This is a genomic window from Myxococcus sp. MISCRS1 (assembly GCF_026626605.1).
GTDB classification, from domain to species: domain Bacteria; phylum Myxococcota; class Myxococcia; order Myxococcales; family Myxococcaceae; genus Myxococcus; species Myxococcus fulvus.
The window spans coordinates 10541786-10568212 of sequence record NZ_JAPNKB010000001.1 but is presented as its reverse complement, the minus strand read 5'-3'; the positions used below and the strand labels follow the sequence as shown (position 1 = coordinate 10568212).

2 protein-coding genes (1 of these 2 running past the window's edge) are annotated in these 26427 nt (G+C 71.2%); both read right to left on the bottom strand.

Features of this window, described 5'->3' with window-relative positions:
• Positions 1–65 precede the first annotated feature (65 nt).
• Positions 66–1007 (bottom strand): alpha/beta fold hydrolase, encoded by a 942-nt coding sequence (locus tag OWM54_RS41980; RefSeq protein WP_324289196.1) that lies wholly within the window; start codon positions 1005–1007, stop codon positions 66–68.
• Positions 1004–26427: the 3' portion of a non-ribosomal peptide synthase/polyketide synthase gene (locus tag OWM54_RS41975; protein ID WP_267700953.1), read on the bottom strand. 17158 nt of this gene lie beyond the right edge of the window; only the last 25424 of its 42582 coding nucleotides appear in the window; its start codon lies beyond the right edge, outside the window — the gene reads right to left on this strand; it ends in the stop codon at positions 1004–1006. The genes OWM54_RS41980 and OWM54_RS41975 overlap by 4 nt, the downstream gene beginning before the upstream one ends.

The following is a 26427-nucleotide window of genomic DNA, read 5'->3' as shown; positions in this document are numbered from 1 at the left end:
TCGGGTGGCTGCCGCCTCGGACCTTCGAGGTTCGAGGACAGCAGCCACCTGGGTGAAGCAGCCGCTCAGGGCAGGTGCTTCATCGCCTCACGCAGGCGCTCGGACAGCGCCTGGACGCCCGGCTCACGGAGCACGCCGTAGTGGCTGCCGACCACGGGGTGCCGCTCCAATCCGGCGCCGACGAGCGTGGACCAGCCGCCATCCGCGGGCAGCTCGGCGTCATGCTCGGTGGCCTTGAGCAGCACCACGCGCTCCTGGGTCGGCCGGGGGACGTAGCGCCGCGCGGCCTTCAGGTTCGACTCGAACACCTGGAGCAGTGACTGGAGCTGCCGGGGGGCCGTCCCGAGGGGCAGGACTCCGGCGCGCTCGCCCTCGACACGCAGGTGTTCGAGCACCGCGTCCGGAGACATCGCCGCGAGCGCCTCCAGGTCCAGCTCGACGTGGGCCAACGAGGCGCCGAGCAGGTCCTGGACGAACATGCCGATGACCTGGAGCCGGTCCATCTCCGAGGGCTCCGGGGCCTTCACCGCGCCCGGGGCGTACGCGTCGATGAGCGCGAGCAGCTCCACCCGCTGGCCCTGCTCACGGAGCTGCCGCGCCATCTCGTAGGCGATGACGCCGCCGAGCGACCAGCCGCCCAACAGATACGGGCCGGACGGTTGGACCTTCCGCATCGCGTCCACGTAGGCCGTCGCCATCTCCTCGACGGTGCCTCGCGGCGTGGCCTCACCATTGACGCCCTGGGCCTGGAGGCCCACGAACGGGCGCTCCGTCCCCAGCCGACGCGCCAGCTCCGCGTAGCAGAGGACGTTGCCGCCCACGGGGTGCACGCAGAAGAACGGCGTCTTCCCGCCCGGACGCAGGGCGCCGAAGGGGACCACCGGCGAGGTGCCCGTCATCGTGGCCCCGTCGCGCAGCAACACGGCGAGCTGCTCCACCGTGGGCGCCTGGAACAGCGCGGCCAGCGGCACCGGTCGGCCCACTGCCTCGCTCACCGCGGACATCATGCGCACGGCGAGCAGCGAGTGGCCGCCCAGCTCGAAGAAGCTGGAGCGGACACCGATGGGACGAACCCGAGCACGTCCTCCCAGACACGGACCAGCTGAAGCTCGAGCGGCGTCCTGGGCGGGAGCACCTCCTGGGGGCCGGAGGCCTCGAGCGTCGGCTCCGGCAGGGCCCTGGTGTCCACCTTGCCGTTGAGAGTCAGCGGCAGGGCGGGGAGGGTGACGAACGCAGAGGGCACCATGTACTCGGGCAGGCGCTGCTGGAGCCACGTCCTCAGCGAGAGGACATCCGGAGCGACGGACGACGAGGCCACGACGTAGGCCACGAGCTTCCGGTCCGCGCCGTCTCCTCGCGCCACGACGATGGCGTCTCGCAGGGAGTCATGGCCGCGCAGCACCGTGGCGATTTCGCCCGGCTCCACGCGGAAGCCACGCACCTTCACCTGGAAGTCCACGCGGCCGATGAACTCCACGCGGCCATCCTCGAGCCACCGGACCCGGTCTCCCGTGCGGTACATCCGCGCCTCGGGTGCCTTGCTGAACGGGTCCGCGAGGAAGCGCTCCGCCGTCAGCTCCGGGCGGCCGAGGTAGCCCCGCGCCACCTGCGGGCCTCCGACGTACAGCTCACCCGGCACACCCACGGGCACGGGCTGGAGGCTCGCGTCGAGGATGTAGAGGCGCGTCTGTCCCAGCGGATGACCGAGCGGCACCTGCGCCGGAGCCCTGTCACCGGGCGGCAGCTCCACCCGCCCCGCGAGGACTCCCACCGTGGTCTCCGTGGGGCCGTAGTGATTGAAGACCTGGCACTCGGGCGCGAGGGCATGCACCCGCTCCAGCAATGCCCACGACGAGGACTCTCCACCGAGGACCAGTCGCTTGCGCGGCACGATGGTCCCCGTCTCGCCCCCCGTGAGCAGCGCCGCGAGGTGGGACGGGACGATCTTCATGCAGTCCACGGCGTGGCGCTGGAAGTACTCGGCCATGCCTTCGGGGCTGCGCGCGCGTTCCTGCGTCAGCACGTGCAGCAGTCCGCCCGTGACGAGCGCGGGGAACAGCACCGTGTTGCCCAGGTCCGCGGCGAACGTCGAGACCAGCGCGAAGCTCTTGCACTCCGTCAGCGCGATCCGGTCGATGACCGCGTTCACGTAGCTCATGAGCGCGCCGTGCGACACCGCCACGCCCTTCGGTCGACCCGTGCTGCCCGACGTGAAGAGCACGTAGGCCAGGTGCTCGGCGCGGACCTCGACCTTCGGCGCCTCGGTGGACTGCTTCTCGAGCACAACCGCGTCCGTGTCCACGCGCACGCGGTGGAGGGACAGTCCCTCGAAGGCCGACTCATGGGCGGATGCCGTCACCACGACGGGCGCGGAGACCTCCTCCACGAGCGCACGCAGGCGCGCGGCCGGCTGTGACGGCTCCAGCGGGATGTAGGCTCCGCCCGCCTTGAGGACCGCCAGCAGCGCGGCGATGAGCTCCACGCCTCGCTCCAGGCACAGGGCCACGGGGACATCCGGGCCCACGCCCAACGAGCGCAGGTGGTGCGCGAGCTGGTTCGCCCGTTCATCGAGCCGACGGTACGTCCACTCCTGCTCCTCGCAGCGGAGCGCCGGCGCTTCAGGGGTGCGCGCCGCGTGCTGCTCGAAGACCCGATGGAACGGGAGCCCCGGCGACACGGGCGCGGACTCCGTCACGAGGACACGCTGTCGCTCCGCGTCCGTGAGGAGCGGGAGCGTCGCGAGCGGCGCATCCGGGTTCGCCAGCGCGCGCTCCAGGAGTTGCTGGAAGTGACGCACCAGTCGCTCGCCGGTGGAGGGCTCGAACAGGTCCGTGCTGATGAAGAGCCCGCCCCGGTAGCCGTCGGGCGCCCGGAACAGGTGGAGGTTGAGCTCGAACTTCGTCGAAGCCAGCTCCACGTCCATCGCCTCGAGCGTCAGGCCCGACAGCGACACCCCGGGCGACGGCGCGTTCTGCAGCACGAACATCGCCTGGAACAAGGGCGTGCGGCCCAGGTCCCTCGCGGGCTGGAGCTCCTCCACCAGTCGCTCGAAGGGGAGGTCCTGGTGCTCGAAGGCCCCGAGCGTCGCGTCACGGACCTGGGACAGGAGGCCCCTGAACGTCAGCTCCGGCGTGAAGCGGGCCCTCAGCGCCAGCGTGTTGATGAAGACGCCCAGCAGTCCCTCCGTCTGCGCGTGACGCCGGCCCGCGATGGGCGAGCCCACGACGACGTCCTCCTGGCCCGAGTAGCGCTGGAGCAGGGCCTGATAGACGGCGAGGAACAGCATGAACGGGGTGACGCGCTCGCGCTGCGTCGCCACGTCCACCGCGTCACTCAGCACGGCCGGCAGCCACACCGGCACCAGCGCGCCGTTGGACGAAGGCACGGCCGGACGAGGCTTGTCGGTGGGCATCTCCAGCGCGGGCGCGGCCCCGTCGAGGTGCTGCTTCCACCAGTCGAGCTGTGCACGCAGGGCGCCGCCCTGGAGCCAGCCTCGCTGCCACACGGCGTAGTCGGCGTACTGCACCGGCAGCACCGGCAGCTCCACGGCCCCACCTTGCTGGAAGGCCGTGTAGAGCATCGTCAGCTCACGCACCAGCACACCGATGGACCAGCCGTCCGAGATGATGTGGTGCATGCACACCAGCAGCACCTGCTCCGTCGACGACAGCCGCATCACCGTGACGCGGAGCAGGGGACCGGTGGACAGGTCGAACGGGCGCACCGCGTCCTCGCTGATGACGCGTCGCGCTTCGGCCTCGCGCTGCTCCGGTGACGACGCGCGCAGGTCCACCATCGCGAACGGCCGAGGCGCCGGCGCGTGGATGACCTGTCGCGGCTCCCCCCCCTCCATGCGGAACGTCGTGCGCAAGGACTCGTGACGCTGAACCAGCGCATCGAAGGCGCGTTGGAGCGACGACAGGTCCACCTCGCCCGTCAGCTTGAGTGCATAGGGGATGTTGTAGAGCGCGCTGCCCGGCTGGAGCTGGTCCAGGAACCACAGGCGCTGCTGCGCGAAGGACAGCGGGAGCGGCCCGTTCCTCGGCGCGGCGACGAGCGGCGGCAGCACCGTCACCCCTTGCTCCTCGGGCAGGCCCTGCTGGAGGCGCGCCGCGAGCGAGGACAGCGTGGGCGACTCGAACAGGACGCGAACGCCCAGTTCCTGTCCCAGCTCGTCACGGATGCGCGCCACCAGCCGCGTGGCCAGCAGGGAGTGGCCACCCAGCTCGAAGAAGCTGTCGTGACGTCCCACGCGGGACACCTGGAGCAGCTCCTTCCACAGCTCGGCCAGGCGCTGCTCGGCCGGGGTCGCCGGGGCTTCGTGGGCCTTGCCGGTGTCCAGCCCCGAGGCGTCCGGCTTCGGCAGCGCCTTGCGGTCCACCTTGCCGTGCGTCGACTGGGGCAGCGCGGACAGGAACACGACGTGCGCGGGCACCATGTACTCGGGCAGCCGCTGCCGCAGCCACGCCTTCGGGTCCTCTCCCTTCGGCGCGTGGCCGTCAGCCGTGGCGACGTAGGCCACCAGGCGCTTGTCTCCGGGCACGTCCTCGCGGACGACGACCGCCGCCTCGCGGACCTCGGGGTGCGCACGGAGGGAGGCTTCAATCTCGCCCAGCTCGATGCGGAAGCCGCGCACCTTCACCTGGAGATCGATGCGCCCGAGGAAGCGCAGCGCGCCGTCCTCGGCCCAGCAGACCTTGTCCCCGGTACGGTAGAGGCGCTCGCCGGGCGTGGTGGAGAAGGGGTCCGGCACGAAGCGCTCGGCGGTGAGCGCGGGTCGGCCCTGGTAGCCACGCGCGAGGCCCGGGCCGCCGATGAACAGCTCACCGGGGATGCCCACGGGCACGGGATGCAGCGACGCATCCAGCACGTACACCCGTGTATTCGGAATCGGGCGTCCGATCGGGACGGCCGTGTCGATGGACGCGCCCGCGGGCAGCACGTGCTGCGTGGTGACGACGGTGACCTCCGTCGGGCCATACGCGTTGACGAGCGAGCCCCCCTTGGCCAGTCGCTCCCGCGCCGTGGGCAGGGGCAGCACGTCTCCGCCAACCCACAGGCGGGGCAGCCGGGACAGCGCGGCCGGCTCGTGCTGCTGCATGACATCGAAGAGCGCGGTGGCCAGGAGCGCCGTGGTGACGCGGTGCTCGTCGATGACGCGCGCGAGCTCGGAGACCTCCGGGGTCGTCGGCGGGTACACCGCGAGCCGAGCGCCCGTGAGCAGCGCGCTCCAGACCTCGAGCGCCGTCGGGTCGAACGTCAGCGGCGCCACCTGGAGGATGACCTCGCCCGGCTCGCGGGACGCGAAGCCCACGCCCGAGACCAGCCGCAGCACCCCGCGGTGGGTGATGGCCACGCCCTTGGGCGTCCCCGTGGAGCCGGACGTGTACGTGACGTACGCGAGGTTGTCCGAGCTCATCGGCACGAACGGAGCCTCCGTCGACTGGCGGGAGATTCGCTCCCACTCGGTGTCGAGCATCACCACGGGCCACGAGCCCGAGGGCAGCAAGGCTCCCAGCGCGCTCACCGTGAGCACACCCGCCACACCCGAGTCCTCGAGCATGAACGCGATGCGCGCCTGGGGATGCGCGGCGTCGAGGGGGACGTAGCAGCCACCGGCCTTGAGGATGCCGAGCAGCGCCACGTACAGCTCCAGCCCACGAGGAATCAGCACCGCGATGCGCGGCTCACGGCCCAGGCCCAGCGACAACAGATGCCGGGCGAGCTGACCCGACCGGGCTTCCAACTCCGCGTAGGTGAGGCGCTGGCCCTCGAACTGGAGGGCAATCGCCTCGGGCGTGCGACGGGCCTGCTCGGAAAACAGGGCGGGCAGGGTGGACTCCGACGGGTAGTCGGCCGTCGTGTCGTTCCAGTCCACGAGGATGCGCTGACGCTCCGTCGCGTCCATCAGGGACAGGGAGGACAACGGCGCGTCCGCCTTGGCGACAGCCTCCTCCACGAGGCGCAGCAGGTGCGTCACCATCCGCTCGGCGGTGGAGCGCTCGAACAGGTCCGTGCTGAAGCTGAGGGCCCCTTGGTAACCCGCTGGCGTGCGGACCAGGGCCAGCTCCAGCTCGAAGCGACTGACGGTGGACTCGACCTCCACGCCCTTGAGCGAGAGCTCCGGCAACGTCAGCTCCGCGCCCGGCATGTTCTGGAGGGCGAAGAGCGCCTGGAACAACGGCGTGCGACTCAGGTCGCGCGTGGGTTGCAGCTCCTCGACCAGCCGCTCGAAGGGGACATCCTGGTGCTCGTAGGCCCCGAGCGTGGAGTCGCGCACCTGCGCCAACAGGCGCCGGAACGTGAGCGTCGGCGTGAAGCTCGCGCGCATCACCAGCGTGTTGACGAAGAAGCCGATGAGGCCCTCCGTCCTGGCGTGACGCCGACCCGCGATGGGCGTGCCCACCAGCAGGTCATCCTGCCCCGAGTACCGGTGCAGCAGCGCCTGGTACGCCGCCATCCACACCATGAAGGGCGTGACGCCTTCACGGCGCGCCAGCGCCTCCAGCGCCTGACTGAGCGAGGGGGACACGCTCACGGGCACCGTGGTGCCCTGGTGCGAGAGCACCGCGGGACGCGGCTTGTCGGTGTGCAGGTCCAGCGCCCCCGGGGCTCCGGCGAGCTGCTGGCTCCACCAATCGAGCTGCTTCCGGAGCGTCTCTCCCTGGAGCCACTGCCGCTGCCACAAGGCGTAGTCCGCGTACTGCACCGGCAGCTCCGGCAACGGCGACGGACGACCGCTCCTGAACGCCTCGTAGAGCTGGACGAGCTCACGCACCAGCACGGCCTGCGACCAGCCGTCCGAGATGCTGTGATGCATGCACACGAGCAGCGCGTGCTCCTTGGCATCCAGCACGAGCAACGTGATTCGCAGCAGGGGCCCCGTGCGCAGGTCGAACGGGGTGACCGAGTCCTCGCGCGCCAGCCGGTAGGCCTCCTCCATCCGCTCGTCCGCCGAGACGCGGGACAGGTCCACCACCCGGAGGTTGCCGGGCTGCGCGGGGTGGATGACCTGTCGAGGCTCACCCCCCACGGTCTCGAACGTGGTGCGCAGGGACTCGTGACGACGCACCAGCTCGTCGACGGCGCGATGGAACGCGGCGCGCTCCACGCGTCCCGACAGGCGCAGCGCCACGGGCATGTTGTAGATCGCCATCCCTGGCTGGAGCTGGTCCAGGAACCACAGGCGCTGCTGCGCGAAGGACAGCGGCAGCGGCCCATCACCGCGGTCCACACCGAGGTCGGGGAGAGTGTCCCCCCAGGTGGCGCCGGAGATGCGCTCGGCGAGCCCCGCCAACGTAGGAGCCTCGAAGAAGGTCCGCAGGCCCAGGTCTACCTTGAAGTCCTCTCGGACTCGAGCCACCAGCCGCGTGGCCATCAACGAGTGGCCCCCCAGCTCGAAGAAGTTGTCGCGACGACCCACGGTGGGGACGTTCAACAGCTCCCGCCACAGCTCGGCCAGTCGTCCCTCCAGCGGCGTCGCGGGAGGCTCATGCTGGCGGCTGACCCGGTGCAAGTTCGCATCCGGCGCGGTCAGCGCCTTGCGGTCCACCTTGCCGTTGGGCGTGAGGGGCAGGGCGGCCAGCGGCACGAAGGCCGCGGGCACCATGTACCCGGGCAGGTGCTGCCGCAGGTGGTCATGGAGGCCCAGGATGTCCAGGGTCGGATCCAGGCCCTCCTTCACTTCCGTCGGCACCACGTACGCCACCAGGCGCTTGTCGCCCGGCGGGTCCTCGCGCGCCAGCACCACCGCGTCACGGACCTCCGAGCGAGCGCGCAGCGCGGCCTCGACTTCTCCCAGCTCGATGCGGATGCCGCGCACCTTCACCTGCGTGTCGCCGCGCCCCAGGTACTCCAGGCCGCCGTCACGTCGCCAGCGCGCCTTGTCACCGGTGCGGTAGAGCCGCTCGCCCTCGCCGAAGGGGCTCGGGATGAAGCGCTCCGCCGTCAGGTCCGGCCGGCCGAGGTAGCCACGCGCGACGCCCTCACCGCCGATGAACAGCTCACCCACCACGCCCGTGGGCGTCGGCATGAACGCGCTGTCCAGCACGTACGTCGTCACGTTGGTCAGCGGCCGGCCGATGGGCACCTCCTGGGCGCTCTCGAACGCCTCGGCCGGGGACGCCATCAGGTCCACCGCCGTGGCCACCGCCGTCACCTCCGTCAGTCCGTAGGTGTTGCGCAGGGGCAGGGCGGAGCCCACCGTGCGACGCCACGCGGCGACCCGCTCCGGCGCGGCGCGCTCTCCGCCAATCACCACCCACTTGAGCTTCGAGGGCAGCTTCGCGCGGCCTTCCTCCAGGCTCGCCGTCACCTCGTGCCAGAAGGCCGTGGGCAGGTTGAGCTGCGTCACCCCCGCGGCCTCGCACCGCGCCAGGAAGACCTCCGGCACGTCGAGCATGTCCGGCGTGCGCAGCACCAGCGTCCCGCCTCGCGTGAGGCACGGATAGATCTCCTCCGCGCTGGTGTCCCAGCTGATGGAGGCGAACTGGAGCACGCGGTCCCCCAGCTCCACGGGGTACGTCTTCCAGGCCGCGCGGGTGAAGTTCACCAGCGAGCGGTGCTGCACCACGACGCCCTTGGGCCGACCCGTCGAACCCGACGTGTAGAGCACGTAGGCCGCCGCCTCCGGAGGCACCACCACGGAGAGCGGAGCGACGTCCCCCGTCTCGGGCACGGCGTCCACGTCCAGGTAGACGCGGTCCGTGGTGTCGCCCAGCTTCTCGCGGACCTGCCCGCGTGCCACCACCACGCGCGCGCCGCTGTCCTCCAGCATGAAGCTCAGCCGCTCCGCCGGGTACTCCGGGTCCAGCGGCACGTAGGCACCACCGGCCTTCAGCACGCCGAGGAGCGCGACGAGTTGCTCCACCGAGCGCTCCACGCACACCGCCACCCGCGTCTCCAGCCCGACGCCCAGCTCGCGCAGGCGCCACGCCAGCCGCGTGGCCCGCGTGTCCAGCTCACGGTAGGTGACCGAGTCCTCACCGGACACCACCGCGATGACGTCCGGCGTGCGCAGCACCTGCTCCTCGAGGAGCGCGTGGATGCGCGCGTCCGCGGGCAGGGGCTCGCGCTCACCCGTCCACTCCAGCAGCAGCTGCTTGCGCTCCTCGGGAGGCAGCAGCGGCAGCTCCTCCAGCGGAGTGCCCGGGTTCGCGACGATGCCTCGCAGCAGCACGAGCAGGTGCTCGGCGAAGCGCTCCATCGTCGCGCGCTCGAACAGGTCCGTGCTGTACGTGAAGCCTCCGGAGAAGCCCTCCGGCGCGCGCGTCAGGTCCAGCCCCAGCTCGAACATGGCCAGGTTGGTGGAGTCGATGGGGTGGGGCCCCACGGACAGCTCCGGCAGGACGATCTCCGGCAGCGGCGCGTTCTGGAGCGTGAACATCGCCTGGAACAGCGGCGTGCGGCTCGCGTCGCGCGTGGGCTGGAGCTCCTCGACGATCTTCTCGAACGGGACGCCCTGGTGCTCGTAGGCGCCGAGCGTCCGCTCGCGCACCTGGGCCAGCAGCTCGCGGAAGCACATCTTCGGCGTGAAGCGCGCGCGCAGCACCAGCGTGTTCACGAAGAAGCCGATGAGCACCTCCGTGTCCGCCACGTTGCGGTTCGCGATGGGCGAGCCCACCAGGATGTCGTCCTGGCCCGAGTACCGGTGCAGCAGCGTCTGGAACGCGGCCATCAGCACCATGAACGGCGTGGCGCCTTCCTTCTGGGCCAGCGACTCCAGCGCCTGGCTGAGCTTCAGCGGGATGACCAGGTCCAGCACGGCGCCCTTGTGGGTGAACACCGCCGGGCGCGGCTTGTCCGTGGGCACGTCCAGCGCGTACGGCGCGCCCTCCAGTTGCTGCTTCCACCAGCCGACCTGCGCCTCGAGCGTCGCGCCGCGCAGCCACGAGCGCTGCCACACGGCGTAGTCGGCGTACTGCACGGCCAGCTCCGGCAGCGGCGAGGGCAGCCCCTTGCGGAACGCCTCGTAGAGCGACGTCAGCTCCCGCACGAACACGCCGAGCGACCAGCCGTCCGACACGATGTGGTGCACGTGGAGCAGCAGGATGTGGTCCTGCGGACGCAGCTTGATGAGCAGCGTGCGCAGCAGCGGCCCGCGCGAGAGGTCGAACGGGCGACGCGCCTCCTCGTTCGACAGCCGCAGGGCCTCCGCCATCCGGAGGTCCTCCTCGTCGATGCGCGACAGGTCCACCTTCTGCACGGGCACGAAGGTGGCCGGGTGGATCTTCTGGACCGCCTGGCCTCCCTCCGCGCGGAACGTGGTGCGCAGCGACTCGTGACGCCGCACCAGCTCGTCGAAGGTGCGCCGCAGGGCCCGCTCATCCAGCGTGCCCTCCAGCCGCAGCGGGAACGGGTTGTTGTAGAGCGTGGACCCGGGCTCCAGCTGGTCGATGAACCAGAGTCGCTGCTGCGCGAAGGACAACGGCAGGTCCGTCGTGCGCGGCACGCGCGTCAGGGCCGGGGCCTTCGCCACCGTGGCGTTGGCCAGGCGCTCCGCGAGCTTTGCCACCGTGGACGCGCCGAACAGCTCACCCAGGGGCAGCTCGACGCCGAGCGTGGCCCGGATGCGAGACACCACCTGCGTGGCCAGGAGCGAGTGGCCGCCCAGCTCGAAGAAGTCATCGTGGATGCCCACCGAGTCGTGGTGGAGCACCTCCGCCCAGATGGCCGCCAGCTGCGTCTCCAGGGGCGTGCGCGGGGCGTTCTCGGCCGGGTCCTTGGAGACAGGGGCCTCCGGGGCCGGCAGGGCCTTGCGGTCCACCTTGCCGTTGGACGACAGGGGCAGGGCGGCCAGCTCCACGATGGCCGACGGCACCATGTACTCGGGGAGCTGACGCTGGACGAAGGTCTTCACCGCGCCCACGTCCACTCCCGCGGTCTCCGGGACGACGTAGGCCACCAGTCGCTTGTCGCCCGGGATGTCCTCGCGGGCCACCACGACGACGTCCCGCAGGCCGGCGAAGCGGCGCAGCGTCTCCTCGACCTCGCCGGGCTCGATGCGGAAGCCGCGGATCTTCACCTGGAAGTCGACGCGGCCCATGAACTCGAGCGTGCCGTCCGCGCGCCAGCGCGCCTTGTCGCCCGTGCGGTACAGGCGGGCTCCCGGCGTCGAGGCGTACGGGTGCGGCACGAAGCGCTCGGCCGTCAGGTCCGGGCGGTTGAGGTAGCCCCAGGCCAGGCCGTCGCCTCCGACGAACAGCTCACCGGTGACTCCCGGCGGCACGGGCTGGAACGCGGCGTCCAGCACGTAGGCCGTGGAGCTCGACAGCGGACGGCCGATGGGCACCGAGCGGTCCACCGTGTCCCCGGCCCGCAGCGTGTGCGTGGCGGAGAACGTGGTGTTCTCCGTGGGGCCGTAGCCGTTGATGAACACCGCGTCCGGCCCGATTCGCGACAGGTGCTCCGTCACGCGCTGCACGGGCAGCACGTCGCCACCCGCGAGCACCTGGCGCACTCCCGCCAGCGCCTGGCCCTGGTGCTGGACGACCTGGTCGAAGAGGGCCGCCGTCAGCCACAGCGCGGTGACTCCCGAGCTCTTCAGCAGCGCGCCCAGCGACTCGATGGACTGCGCCTTCGGAGGCGCGAGGACCAACCGTCCGCCGTTGAGCAGCGCGCCCCAGACCTCCAGCGTGGAGGCATCGAACGCCACGGGCGCGAGCTGGAGGAAGACCTCGTCCGGCCCGAAGCGCATGAACGTGTTGTCGCGCACCAGTCGCAGCACACCACGGTGGGGAACGCAGACGCCCTTGGGCTGGCCCGTGCTGCCCGACGTGAACATCACGTAGGCCAGGTCCTCCTCGCCCACGGAGACGACGGGAGCGCTCGTCGGCTGCCTTGAGATGGCGCGCCACTCCGCGTCCAGCAGGACGGGCAGGCAGCCCAGCTCGGGCAGCTCGTCCGCGAGGTGCTCCTGGGTCAGGAGGATGCTGACTCCGGACTCACGGATGATCCACGTGAGGCGCTCCGTGGGGTAGCTCGGCTCCAGGGGCACGTAGGCCGCGCCCGCCTGGAGGATGCCCAGCATGCCGATGATGAGCTCCGGGGAGCGCTCCACGCACAGACCCACGCGGCCACCGGGACGCACGCCCATCACGTGCAGGTGGTGCGCGACCTGGTTGGCGCGGGCGCGCAGCTCGGCGTAGGTGAGCTGGCCCTCCGCGTGCGTGAGGGCGATGGCCTGGGGCGTGCGCTCCGCCTGCTTCGCGAAGGCGTCGTGAATCGACGGGGGACGCGGCGTCTTCGTCGCGGTGTCGTTCCACTCCACCAGCACCCGGTTGCGCTCCTCGCGGGTGAGCATGGAGACCTGGGCGAGCGGGACGTCCGGCGAGGCGATGACCTCTTCGAGCAGCACGCGCAGGTGGCTCGCCATGGCGGCCACGGTGTCGTGGTCGAAGAGGGACGTGGCGTAGTTGATGCCGCCACGGAAGCCCGTCTCCTCGCGATGGAAGGACAGCTCCATGTCGAAGCGGATGACCCCGTGGTGGTGGTCCATCGGCCGCAGCGTCAGGCCGGGCAGGGACAGCGCCGGCAGCGGGGCGTTGTGCAGCGTGAAGGAGACCTGGAACAGCGGCGTGCGGCTGGCGTCACGGGCCGGGTGCAGCTCCTCCACCAGCTTCTCGAAGGGCACGTCCTGGTGCTCGAACGCCTCCAGCGTGGTGTCCCGCACCTGGGCGAGCAGCGCGCGGAACGAGTCCTGCCCCCGGATGCGGGAGCGCAGGACGAGCGTGTTCGCGAAGTAGCCGATGAGGGCCTCGGACTCGGCCAGTCGACGTCCGGCGATGGGCGAGCCCACCAGGATGTCGTCCTGCCCGGAGTGCCGCTGCAGGAGGACCTGGAAGGCCGCGAGCAGCACCATGAACGGCGTGGCGCCCTCGCGACGGGCGAAGGTCTCCAGCGCCTCGGTGAGCGGCAGCGGCAGGTGCATCAGCGCCGCGGCCCCATGGAAGGACTGCTGCGCGGGGCGCGGCTTGTCCGTCGGGAGGTCGAGGTGCGACGGCGCGCCCTCGAGCTTCTTGCGCCAGTAGCCGACCTGCTCCTCCAGGACCGGCCCCTGGAGCCAGTCGCGCTGCCAGACGGCGAAGTCCGCGTACTGCACGGGGAGCGCCGGCAGCGGCGAGGGACGCTCGTCATGGAACGCCGCGTAGAGCGCGGCCATCTCACGGACCAACACCCCCGTGGACCAGCCGTCCGAGACGATGTGGTGCATGTTGAGCACCAGCGCGTGCTCCTGTTCGCCCAGCTTCAACAGGAGCGCGCGGGCCAGCGGGCCGCTCAGCAGGTCGAACGGGCGCCGTGCCTCTTCGAGTGCGAGTCGGACGGTCTCCGCCTCGCGCTCCTTCGCGTTCGTGAGCGACGTGAGGTCCACGAACTGGAAGGGCAGGGGGAAGGCCGGGTGGATGACCTGGACGGGCGTGTCACCGTCCGCGCGGAAGGTGGTGCGCATCGCCTCGTGGCGCTCCATCAGCGCGTCGAAGCCACGCTGGAGCGCGGAGAGGTCCAGCGCGCCCTCGAGCTTCAGGGCCAGCGGGATGTTGTAGGCGCTGACCGCGCCCGCGAACTGGCTGATGAGCCACAGTCGCTGCTGCGCGAACGAGAGCGGGATGGGCTTCGTCCGGTCCACGCGGACCATCGGCGGCAGCTCCGCACCCGGACGACGGGCATCCAGCCGCTCCGCGAGCGCGGCGACGGTGGGTGCCTCGAACAGGGTGCGCAGCGGCAGCTCCAGCCCGAGCGCACCCCGGACGCGGACCACGACCTGGGTCGCGAGCAGCGAGTGACCGCCCATCTCGAAGAACCCATCGTGAATCCCGACGCGCTCCACGCCGAGGACCTGCGCGAAGAGCGTGGCGAGCGTCTCCTCCACGGGCGTCCGAGGTGCGACGTATCGGCCGGGCTGGACAACAGGGGCCTCCGGCGCGGGCAGGGCCTTGCGGTCCACCTTGCCGCTGGGCGTCAGCGGGAGCACGCCCAGGTGCGTGAAGGTCGAGGGCACCATGTACTCGGGCAGCCGAGACTGGAGGTGCGTCTTGAGCAGCGACGCGGTCAGCGGCTCGGCGTCACCCGTGACATAGGCGACGAGGCGCTGGTCGCCCGGGGAGTCCTCGCGCACGAGGACCACGGCCTCTCGCACCGAGGCGTGTGACAGCAGCGCCGCCTCGATGTCTCCCAATTCAATCCGGAAGCCTCTGAGCTTCACCTGGAAGTCCGAGCGGCCCAGGTACTCCAGCGTCCCGTCCGCCAGCCACCTCGCCACGTCCCCGGTGCGGTACAGCCGCGCCTCGGGCACCTGCGAGTACACGTCCGGCACGAAGCGCTCCGCCGTCAGCTGCGGCCGGCGCCAATACCCCAGGCCTACCTGCACGCCGCCGATGAAGAGCTCTCCGGGCACTCCCACCGGCGTCGGCTGGCCCTGCGCGTCCAGCACGTACAGCCGCGTGTTCGCCACCGGACGCCCGATCGGAATGCTCGTGCGCGGAGTGCCTCGCGCGCAGTGGAAGTACGAGACGTCCACCGCCGCCTCCGTCGGGCCGTAGAGGTTGTGCACCTCTGCTCCAGACGGCAGCCGCGCGTGCGTCTTCGCCACCAGGTCCGCCGTCAGCGCCTCGCCGCTGCACACCACCCGCCGCAGGTGGCTCAGCCCTTCAATGCCCGGCTCCTCCAGGAAGGCCCGCAGCATCGACGGCACGAAGTGCACCGTCGTCACTCGCTCGTCCCGCAGCAGCTTCGCCAGGTACGCCGGGTCCTGGTGCCCTCCCGGCTTCGCCACCACCAACCTCGCCCCCGTCAGCAGCGGCCAGAAGAACTCCCACACCGACACGTCGAAGCTGAACGGTGTCTTCTGCACCACCGTGTCCGCTGCCGTCAGCCCGTACTCCTGCTGCATCCACATGAGTCGGTTGACGATGCCCGCGTGCGCGTTCATCGCCCCCTTCGGACGGCCCGTCGAGCCGGACGTGAAGATGACGTACGCCAGTGAGTCCGCGCCTCCCACCGGAGTGGGTGCCGTCGCAGGCTGACGGGCCACCGTGGCCCACTCCGTGTCCAGGCTCACCACTCGCGAGCCGTGCGCGGGCAGCACCGACTTCAGCTTCTCCTGCGTGACGAGGACAGGCGCGTCCGCGTCCTCCAACATCCCCGCCAGGCGCTCCCTCGGGTATGCCGGGTCCAGCGGCACGTAGGCCGCTCCCGACTTGAGGACGCCCAGTAGCGCCACCACCAACTCCAGCGAGCGCTCCAGGCACACCCCCACCAGCACCCCGGGCTTGGCTCCCAGCGTGCGCAGGTGGTGGGCCAACTGGTTCGCCCGAGCATCCAGCTGCGCGTAGGTGAGGGTGCTTCCCTCGAAGCGAACCGCCTCCGCCTCCGGCGTGCGTCGCACCTGCGCCTCGATGAGCGCATGCAGCGTCGCCTCCTTCGGGTACGCCTCCGTGCGTCCCTGGAACCCCACCAGCACCTGCTGCCGCTCCGCCTCACCCATCAGCGGCAGGCGCTGCACCGGGAGGTCTGGAGAAGCGACGACGGCGCGCGCGAGCACGGAGAGGTGCTCGACCAGGCGCTTCATCGTGGACTCGTCGAACAGCTTCGCCGCGTACTCGAAGCGGCAGTGGAGCTCGCCCTGGCCTTCGACGACCTCGAAGCTCAGGTCGAACTTCGACGTCCCGGTGGCGACATCCAGCTGGCTCAGCTTGAGCGTCTGGTGCGACGTCTCCGCGGGCGGCGTGTTGATGACGTTGAGGACGACCTGGAAGACCGGCGTGCGGCTCTGGTCCCTCGGCGTCTGGAGCAGCTCGATGAGCCGCTCGAACGGCGCATCCTGCCGGGAGAACGCGCCCAGGGACTGCTTCTTCACCCGGCCCAACAGCTCACGGAACGTCGGGGCCTCGGTGAGCTGGGTGCGCATCGCCAACGTGTTGACGAAGCAGCCGATCAACCCCTCCGTCTCGGGCTGCGTACGACCCGCGATGGGGATGCCGATGGCGAAGTCGTCCTGGCCCGCGTGACGACCCAGGAGCGCCTGGTAGAGCGCCAGCATCACCATGAAGGATGTCGCGCCTTCCTTGCGGCCCAGGGCGAGCAGCGGCTCCGCCACCTCGCGGCCCACCACGAAGCGCAGGCTCCCACCGTCGTAGGACTGCACCGCCGGACGCGGCCGGTCCGTGGGCAGCTCCAGCGCGGGGACTCCGAGGAGCTGCTCCTTCCACCAGCGGAGCTGCCCGTCCAGCACCACGCCTTCCAGGTACTCACGCTGCCAGACCGCGTAGTCCGCGTACTGCACGGGCAGCTCGGGCAACGGCGACTCGATGCCCGCGTTGTAGCAGGCGTAGAGCACGGACATCTCGCGCGCGAGCACCAGCGAGCACCACGCGTCGGAGATGACGTGGTGCATGACCAGGTTGAGCACATGGTCCTGTGGCCCCATGCGCAGCAGCACGGCGCGGATGACCGGGCCGCGCGCCAGGTCGAACACCCAGGCGCCTTGTTCCTCGCAGCGGCGAAGCATCGCGGCTTCACGGGCCTCGGGCGTCTCGCCGGGCACGTCCTCCAGCGGCATCGGCAGCCCGGTCGCAGGCTGGACCACCTGCGTCGCCCCCGTCTCGGTGAGCTGGTACGTGGTCCGCATCACCTCGTGACGACGCATCAGCTCGTCGAGCGCACGCTGGAGCGCGGCGGTGTCCAACGGGCCCACCAGCCGGAAGCTGGAGCTGTTGTTGTACGCCGTGCTCGTGGGGTCCAACTGCTGGAGGTACCAGAGGCGCTGCTGCGCGAACGACAGCGGCAGCGGCTTGTCCCTGCGCGCGCGTGGAATCCCGGCGGGCGCGGCGACAGGGCGAGCCTCGGTCCGCACGGGCGGCGGGGCCTTGGCGACCGGGGCAGGGGCCTTGGGCACCGGGACGTTGACCGGCTCCAGGCGACCATCCGCGCGCAGTCGCGCGTGGCGTCCCGTGCGGAACAGCTGGGACGACGCGCCCTTCGGATGCGCCACCAGTCGACGACGCTCCTCTTCCTCGGAGCGCCACAATCCGGAGGGAAGACCCGCGCCCTCCAGCGCCAGCTCCCCGACGACGCCCACGGGCACAGGCAACCCCGCGGTGTCGAGGATCCATGGGCGCAGCCCCGCTGGCACGCGCTCATCGGGAGCACGCGGCAACAGCGCGCCCTCACGTGGCGCACCCGCGAGCAGGACCTGGAGCCCGGAGCTCTTCGCGAGCGCCGTGGCCAGCTCGGCCGAGGCCCCATCGAGCACCAGCGCTCCCACGGGGCTCAGCGCCTCGCGGGCACCGGGCAGCTCGGTCAACGTGCGGGCCAGTCGCGCCGACGTGTGCAGCAACACCTGGCCGGAGCGACGCGCCAGCTCCAGCACCTCGCTCACGCCCTGGTCGCCTTCGACCACGACCTGCTCCTGACGGGACGCGGCCTCCTGCACCAGCTTCTGGCGGAGCACCGCCAGCTTCTCCAGGCCCTTCAGGACGATGGGCGTGTCCAGACCGAAGTCGATGAGCGCGGCCACCTCGTCCACGTCCGCCTCCCGGACATCGAGCAGGCGCTTGAACCCGCTCTCCACGGTGCCGATGAGGCCCGTGCCCTTCGCGTGGTGCTCGAAGGTGTGCTCCAGGAGCGTGTTGATGTCCTCCTCGGAGACCTTGTCGATCTCCCCCTGGTGGCCCTGGGCCGCCAGCAGCGACGCGGTGATTTCGGCCGAGCTGCGGAAGTAGCCGAGCAGCGGCTTTCGCACCGTGCGCAGCACCTCCTGCTCGTCGTCACCGATGAACGCGTGCAGCATCACCGTGATGTGGCCACGGCCCGGATGACCGTTGCGGCGCCACGCCTCGCGGTACATCGCGACCTTCCACTTCAGATCGTCGATGGACTGCGCGAGCAGGCCCGTTAGCACGCCCGCGCCCACCTCGCCGGCCAGACGGAAGGTCTCCGGGTTGCCCACGGCCGTGAGCCACACGGGCAGCTCGCGCTGCACGGGCTTCGGACGCAGGGCCACCTCCACCGTCACGCCGCCGCCGCCCACGCGCTTCTGCTTCTCGCCCCGCCAGAGCGAGCGCAGCGTCTCCAGGTGCCTCATCAGGACGTTGCGGCGGTCCTCGAAGTTCGCCGGGGCGAAGGAGAAGTCCGCCACGTGCCAGCCCGTGGCCACCGACAGGCCCACGCGGCCGCCGGAGAGGTTGTCCACCACGGACCACTGCTCGGCGACCTGCATCGGGTCGTGCAGCGGGAGCACGACGCTGCCGGAGCGCAGCTTCAGGTTCTTGGTGACGGTGGCGATGGCCGCGGCCACCACGGCCGGCTGCGGGTACAGACCGCCGAACGAGTGGAAGTGCCGCTCCGGCGTCCACACCGCGGAGAAGTCATGCGCGTCCGCGAACTTCGAGCCCTCGATGAGCAGTTCGTACTTCGGCCCCGTGAGCGAGTCCTCATCGTTGGCGAAGTAGATGAGGCTCATGTCCATCGCCTGGGTGCGCGGACCGCCGCCCTGGAGTCGGACAAGCCGGGCCGTCACGGCCTCGGAGGGGAAGGCCACGCGCAGGCCACGCGAGAGCGCCCAGAGCATCTCCAGCTCCGGCCGCTCGGTCGACGTGTCGAGCGCCGCCAGCCAGGTGCCGCCCTCCGACGGACGCAACCGCGCATCCATCGCGGTGAACAGGTCCGCCAGCGCGTGGTGGTCCAGCGTCCACGCGGGCTGGTTCGTCCCCGAGGGCAACAGCCACGCGGGGGCCTCCGCGCGAGTCACGCTCGGGTTCACCGATGCGGTGGTCTCCAGTTCCTCCACGTACAGCACGCGCGAGGCGTCCAGCTTGGAGGATGTGACGACACCACGCCACGTGATGAGCAGGGGCGTCGCGGCATCCTGGGACGCATAGGTCGACAGTCGCCCCAGGTCCGTGGCGCCCAGGGCCACGACCGCGCCACCCGCGTCGAGCACACCCCAGAGGACCGCCAGCTTGTCAGGGGAAGGGGGCAGGCAGACCGCGACGGTCGCACCGCTCTTCAAGCCGCTGGCGCGCAGTCTCGCGGAGACGCTCGCCGCGCGACGGGACAGCTCCGCCCAGGTCCAGGACTTCTCACCGACGAGCGCGGCCACGGCGTTGGAATCCCGCTTCGCCCGCTCGGCGAGCTGTGCCGGGATGGAGGTGATGACCTGCGTGGGGCGTGGCGCGGGCCACGCGGAGCGCTCGGCCTCGGTGACGAGTGGCAGTCGGGAGACCCGCTCGTCGGGCCGGGCCATCGCGGACGCGAGCAGCACGTGCAGATGGTCGACCAGGCCCTGCGCGGTGCTCGCGTCGAACAGCTCCGTCGCGTACTCGAGCGCGCCGTGGACCCGGCCGGACTCGTCACCCAGCACGAGCGTCAGGTCCGACAGGGTGGTGCCCCACTGCACCGGACCGTCCGGGACCTCGACGATGGAGCCGCGCACGCCCGTCATCTCCAGGGCCGCGGCGCCGCCGCTGATGCCGCTGTGGAAGACGAAGACGGTGTCGGCCATGCGGCCCCGGCCGATGTCCTTGCCCGGGATGAGCGCTTCGACCAGGTACTCGTAGGGAACGTCCGGACGGGACTGGACCTCGTTGAGCTCCTGCTTCACGCGGTTGAGCAGGTCCCGGAACGTCGGGTCATCCGCGAAGCTCGTGCGGAACGCCGCCGAGTGCGCCACGTAGCCGATGAGCGGCAGCAGCTCCGGCCGGGTGCGGTTGCCGATGGGCGTGCCGACGATGATGTCCGTCTGCCCGCTGTAGCGGTGCAGCAGCGTCTGCCACGCGGCGAGCACCAGCATGTACGATGTGTAGCCTTCGCGCTTGCCGAACGCGCCCAGCTCGCGGGCCAGGGCACGTGGGAACTCCACGGGCAGGCGCACGGAGGTGAGCGGGCAGCTCGCCGGACGCTTGCGGTCCGTGGGGACGTCGAGCTGCTTGGGCATGCCAGCGAGTCGCTGACGCCACCAGGACTCCTGCTCGGGGAAGCGGCCTTCGAGGATGCCGGTGCGCTGCCAGGCGCCGAAGTCCGCGTACTGGATGGGGAGGGGAGGGAGGGGCGACGGGCGGCCCTGCTTGAAGGCGCCGTAGAGCTGCATCAGCTCGTTGATGAAGAGCGCGGTGGACAGCGTGTCGCAGACGACGTGGTGGATGCTGCCCAGGAGCAGGTGGTGCTTCGGCTCCAGGCGCAGCAGGACGGTCCGGATGACGGGGCCCGTCACCAGGTCGAACGGCAGCATCGCCTCCTCGCGGGCCAGCCGCATCGCCTCATCCTCGCGACGGGCGGGCGTGTCCCCGGCGACGTCGACGATGGGCAGGGGGATGCGCACGTTCTCGTGGAAGCGCTGCACGGGACGGCCATCCACCACGTCGTACGTGGTGCGCAGGGCCTCGTGCCGACGGACGATCTCCTGGACGGCGCGCTCCAGCGTGGCCGGGTCCAGGTCTCCCTCGAGCCGCAGCACGAAGGGGATGTTGTACGCGGACAGGCCGGGCAGGTGCTGCTCCAGACGCCACACGCGCTCCTGCACGTAGGAGAGCGGCAGCTCGCCCGTGCGAGGCAGCGGAACCAGCGGGAGTTCGCGTGTCGGCGCCGCGGCGGGGGCCTGTCGCAACAGCGGCTCGATGCGCTGGGCGATGCCCGCCACCGTGGGGGCCTCGAACAACGCGGCCAGGGGGAGCTGGACGCCGAAGGCTTCACGGACCTGGTTGAGCAGCTGCGCCGCCATCAGCGAGTTGCCGCCGATCTCCAGGAAGTCGTCCTCACGGCCGACGAACTCCAGGCCCAGGCGCTCGCGCCACAGACCCGCGAGCCGCTCCTCGATGGGCCCCCGAGGCGCGTCTTCACGCACCGGGGCGACTGGCTCGGGCTCCTGAATCGAAGGGGGAGGCTCAGCGGGGGCCACCGGAACCGCGCGCAGCGACGTCATCGCTGGCGCAACCACCGGAGGCAACTGCGGCGCGATGCCCGTCGATGCAGGCGATCCGAAACCCGTCGCCGCAGCAGGCGGCGTGACGCCGGTCGCGACAGGCGGCGCGAAGCCCGTAGACGCTGGCGACCCGAGATCCGTCGGCGCAGCCAACCCGAAACCCGTCGACGCGGCCAACCCGAGGCCCGTCGACGCAGAAGACGGCGTGACGCCCGTCGCAGAAGGCGACCCGAGACTGGTCGAGGCAGGCGCCCCGAAGCCGGTCGACGAAGCCGGCGGCCCGAAACCCGTCGACGCAGCAGGCGACGCGAAGCCTGGCGACGCGGCAGCCGATGGTACGAGGCTCGGCGACGTAGGACGTTGCGGCTCCATCCCGGGCGACAGGGTCGTCACGGCCTGCGTCTCCGCGACGGGGAGCGGCGCCCCCGAGGCGGCACGGAGCTGCACGGGCTGCTGGGCCACCATCGCGGGCACTGTCTGCGCGCCCGGCTTCGCATCCACCCAGACTCGCTTCTCCTGGAACGGATACGTGGGCAAATGCAGCCGGCGCCTCTGCTCGTGCGCGAAGAAGGCGGACCAGTCCACCTCCACGCCCTGCGTCCACAGCTCACCCACGGACGCCAGCAGGCTCGCGTCCTCCGTCGTGGAGGCGCTCCGACGCAGCGTCGCCAGCGCCTTCACGCGGTCCTTGTCCTGGCCCAGTGACGCGCGCACCAGCGGCGTCAGGTCCTGACCGGGGCCCACCTCCAGCAGCACGCTGCACCCATCCTCGAGCAGCGCCCCCACCGCATCCGAGAAGTACACGGGCTGACGCATCTGGTCCGCCCAGTACTGCGGCTCGGCCAGTGCACCGCGCTTCGCCCACGTGCCCGTCACGCTGGACGCGTAGCGCAGCGTCGGCTCCGAGCGCGTCAGCGACGCCACCACGCGCGACAGCTCCGGCATCAGCGGCTCCACGTCCGCCGAATGGAACGCATGCGGCGCGGGCATCCGCACCACGCCCACGTCCCGCGCCTTCAACGTCTCCTGGAGCGCCTCCACCTCCGCCACCGGACCCGCGACGACGCAGCGGTCCGCCGCATTGACGGCGGCCAGTGACAGCCTCCCGGACAAGAGCGGCTGAACCTGCGACTCCGGCATCGCCACCGCGAGCATCGCCCCCGGAGGCATGCGGTGCATCAGCTCACCCCGCACCACCGCGAGCTTCAGCGCGTCCTCCAGCGACAGCGCCCCCGCCACGCAGGCCGCGGCGTACTCACCGAAGCTGTGCCCGAGGACGGCATACGGCTTCAGGCCCCAGTCCATCCACATCCACGCGAGGGACACTTCGACGGAGAACAGCGCCGGCAACGCCACCCGTGTGTCCGCGAGCAGCGACGCGTGTCGCGACTCCTGCCCAGGACCCGACGTCAGGAGCGTGCGCACGCGCTCCCGCAGCTCCCCGTCCAGCAGCGCCAGGCACGACTCCAGATGCCGGCGGAACGTCGGCTCCGTGTCGAGCAGCTCGCGCCCCATGCCGAGCTGCTGCGTCCCCTGACCCGGGAAGATGAAGGCCACGCGGCGACGGCGCGCGGCCTCCAGGTCCTTGAGCTTCGTGGGCGTGAAGGGCTTGAGGAGCTGACGGGTCAGCTCGGCCGCGTCGCGGGCCACGACGACGCGCCGGTGCTCGAAGCCCTTGCGGCCCACGGCGAGCGTGAAGGCCGCATCGGCCACGGCCAGCGCGTCACCCTGGGCCTCCGCATGGGAGGCCAGGTTCTTCGAGGCCGCGTCCAGCGCCTCGGGCGTGCGCGCCGACAGGACGAACAGGTGGTGCTTGCGTGAGCTGGAGCCACTCGGAGACATCGGAGCTTCCTCGAGCACGGCGTGGGCGTTGGTGCCACCAATGCCGAAGGAGCTGACCGCGGCACGCCGCGGCGACTCGCTCCTCGGCCACGGCCGAAGGGTGGTGTTGACGAAGAACGGGGTGGCGTCGAAATCAATCTGGGGGTTGGGGCGCTCGAAGTGCAGGCTCGGCGGGACCTCTCCGTGCCGCAGCGACAGCGCCACCTTGATGAGGCCCGCGAGGCCCGCCACCGTGTCCAGGTGGCCGACGTTGGACTTGAGCGAAGCCAGGGCGATGGTGCCCTTGTGCTCGGGCCCCAGGCCGTAGGCGCGCTGGAGCGCCGTCACCTCGATGGGGTCGCCCAGCGGAGTCGCCGTGCCGTGCGCCTCCACGTAGCCGATCTCCTCCGGCTTCACGCCCGAGCGCGCGAGCGCCTGCCGGATGACGGCCGTCTGGCCCTGCACGCTGGGCGCGGTGAAGCCCGACTTGTCGCGCCCGTCGTTGTTGGTCGCCGTCGCGCGAATCACCGCGTGGATGGAGTCCCCATCCCGCTCCGCGTCCTCCAGCCGCTTGAGGACGATGCAGGCCACGCCGTTGCCGGAGACGGTGCCCTGAGCCGCCGCGTCGAACGAGCGGCAGTGCCCGTCCGGCGAGAGGATCATCCCTTCCTGGTACACGTAGCCGGTGCGCTGCGGCACCGACAGGCGCGTCGCGCCGGCCATCGCCACGTCGGACATGCCCGCCAGCAGGTTCTGGCAGGCCAGGTGCACGGCGACGAGGCCCGTGGAGCACGCGGTGTGGATGAGGACGCTCTCACCCGTGAGCCCCAGCTTGAAGGACGTCTTCGTCGCCAGGCTCTCGTGCGTCGCGGTGCCGTAGAGCTCGAACAGCGCGGCGCCGTCCAACGGCACCGTGGCCCGCACCGCCTCCGTGTAGCCGGAGTCGATGGCCCCCGCGTACAGCGAGATGGCGCCCGGGAAGCGCTCGGGGTCGATGCCCGCGTCCTCCAGCGCCGTCCACGCGGACTGCAGGAACACGCGCTGCTGCGGATCCAACCACTGCGCCTCGCGCAGGGACATGTCGAAGAACGCGTGGTCGAACCGGTCCGCGCCCTCCAACACACCACCGGCCGGGACGAACGCCGGGTGCTGGCTCAGCTCGATGCCCTCGGGCAGGCCAGGCATGCGCTCCAGCTCCTCGGGCTTGAACCGGGAGATGGACTCGACGCCCTCGCGCAGGTTGCGCCAGAACGCGTCCACCGAGCCCGCGCCGGGGAACCGGCCCGCCATGCCGATGATGGCCACGGCCCCCGTCGTCGACGGACGTGACACCGGCCGCTCCAGCGCCGGCACCGACTGGGGCGCGGTCGCCGCGGCCACCTCCGCGCGCTGCTTCTCCAGGGCTCGCGCCAGCCCCTGGACCGTGGGGTGCTCGAACAGCCACACGACGGGAACCGACTGACCCAGCTCTTCGCGCAAGCGCGCCGCGATGCGCACCACGGAGAGCGACGTACCACCCAGCTCCTCGAACAGGTGGTCATGCACGCCGACGCGCTCGGTGCCCAGCTCCCGCGCCCAGACGGCGGAGATGCGCTCCTCCAGCGGATTGGCCGGCTCGACGAAGCGCCCCTGACGTCCCGTGGAGGCGGCGTCCGGCTTGGGCAGCGCCTTGCGGTCCACCTTGCCCGTGGTGCTCAGCGGCAGCGAGGGCAGGGTGACGATGATGGACGGCACCATGTACTCGGGCAGCCGCTGACGCAGGCCCGCGCGCAGGTCCGTCGTGTCCAGCGACTGGCCCTCTCGCGGCGACACGTAGGCCACGAGCCGACGATCTCCCGGAACGTCCTCGCGGACGACGGCCACGGACTCGTGCACCGCGGGCTGGGCGGCCAGCGCGGCCTCCACCTCGGACAGCTCGATGCGGAACCCGCGAATCTTCACCTGATGGTCGGTGCGGCCGATGAACTCCAGCACGCCCTCGGGCCGCCAGCGCGCCACGTCGCCCGTGCGGTAGAGCCGCTCACCGGGCTGGGTGCTGAACGGATGCGGGACGAAGCGCTCGGCCGTGAAGTCCGGGCGCGACACGTAGCCGCGCGCGAGCCCCACGCCTCCCAGGTACAGCTCGCCCGGGACTCCCACGGGCGCCAGTTGCATGCGGGCATCCAGGACGTAGGCCGTGGTGTTGTCGATGGGCGTGCCGATGGGGAACGAGCTCCCCGACGGCATGGGCCCCGTCAGCGCGTAATTGGTCGCGATGACCGAGCACTCCGTCGGCCCGTACGCGTTGATGATGGGCACCCGCAGCGAGGCCAGCGCCCGGTGCGCATGAGGCACGGAGAGCACCTCGCCGCCGACGTGGAGCTGTCCCATCCGGGCCAGGATGTCCGGGCGGTGCTCCACGAGCTGCGCGAAGAGGCCGGAGGGCAGGTGCGAGAAGGACACCTCGTGCCGCGCCATGACCTCGCCCAGGCGGTCCAGGTCGCTGGGCACCGCGTCGGCCGGGAAGAGGACCACGCGGCCACCGTGGAGCAGTGACGGGCAGACCTCGAGCACGGAGCCGTCGAACGAGATGGGCGCCAGCAGGATGCTGGTCTCCTTCGCGCCGAAGCGGGCGTAGGGCTCCGAGTAGCACAGGCGCATCAAGCCCCGGTTCTCGATGGCCACGCCCTTGGGGCGCCCCGTGCTGCCGGAGGTGAAGATGACGTAGGCCAGGTTGCGAGGGCCCGCGTGAGACACCGGCGCCGTGGTCGGCCACGACTCCAGCTCCAGTCCCTCGACGAGCAGGCGCTCGGGCCCCGCGTCCGGCAGGGTCAGCTTGTCGCCCAGCACCCGCGAGGTGAGCAGCAGCGAGGGCCGCGCGTCCTCCACCATGAAGGCGAGCCGCTGCACCGGGTACGCCGCGTCGAGCGGGACGTAGGCACCTCCGGCCTTCATGACGGCGAGGATGGAGACCACGACGTCGAAGCCGCGCTCCAGGCACACGGCCACGAGCACATCGGGCCCCACGCCCTTCGAGCGGAGCAGGTGCGCGAGCTGGTTGGCCCGGGCCTCCAGCGCGCCGTAGGTCATCCGCTGGTCGCCCGACTCCAGGGCGATGGCCTGGGGACGCTGGCTCGCCTGTTGGGAGAAGCCCTCCACGAAGGTGGTGTCCGCAGGGTAGGGCCGCGTGGTGTCGTTCCACTCGGTGACCAGCTGGTGGCGCTCGTCGGCGGACAGCAGGTCCAGGGTCCAGAGCGGCCGGTCCGGAGCGGCGACCAGCGCTTCGAGCAGGTTGCGCAGGTGGCGGGCGAGGCGCGCCACGGTGGGCGCGGTGAACAGCTCGGTGCTGTACTCGATGACGCCGCGCAGGCCATCGGCCTCCTCGACCAGGACGAGGCCAAGGTCGAAGCGCGCCGTGTCGTTGTCCACGTCGAGCTGACGCAGGGTGAGGCCCGGCACGCGCATCGTCGGCGTGGGCGTGTTCTGGAGCGCGAACACCACCTGGACCACGGGGCCGCGGCCCAGGTCACGCTGGGGTTGGAGCTCTTCGACGAGGCGCTCGAAGGGCAGGTCCTGGTGCTCGTAGGCCGCGAGCGTCGTCTCGCGCACCTGGGCGAGCAGCGCGCGGAAGGACTCCTCGGGACGCACGCGGGCGCGCAGCACCAGCGTGTTGACGAAGAAGCCAACGAGTCCCTCCAGCTCGCCATGACGAC

Coding starts and splice junctions, on each gene's coding strand:
- OWM54_RS41980 (WP_324289196.1), bottom strand. CDS start 1,007: ATGATGTCCGCGGTGAGCGAGGCAGTGGGCCGACCGGTGCCGCTGGCC.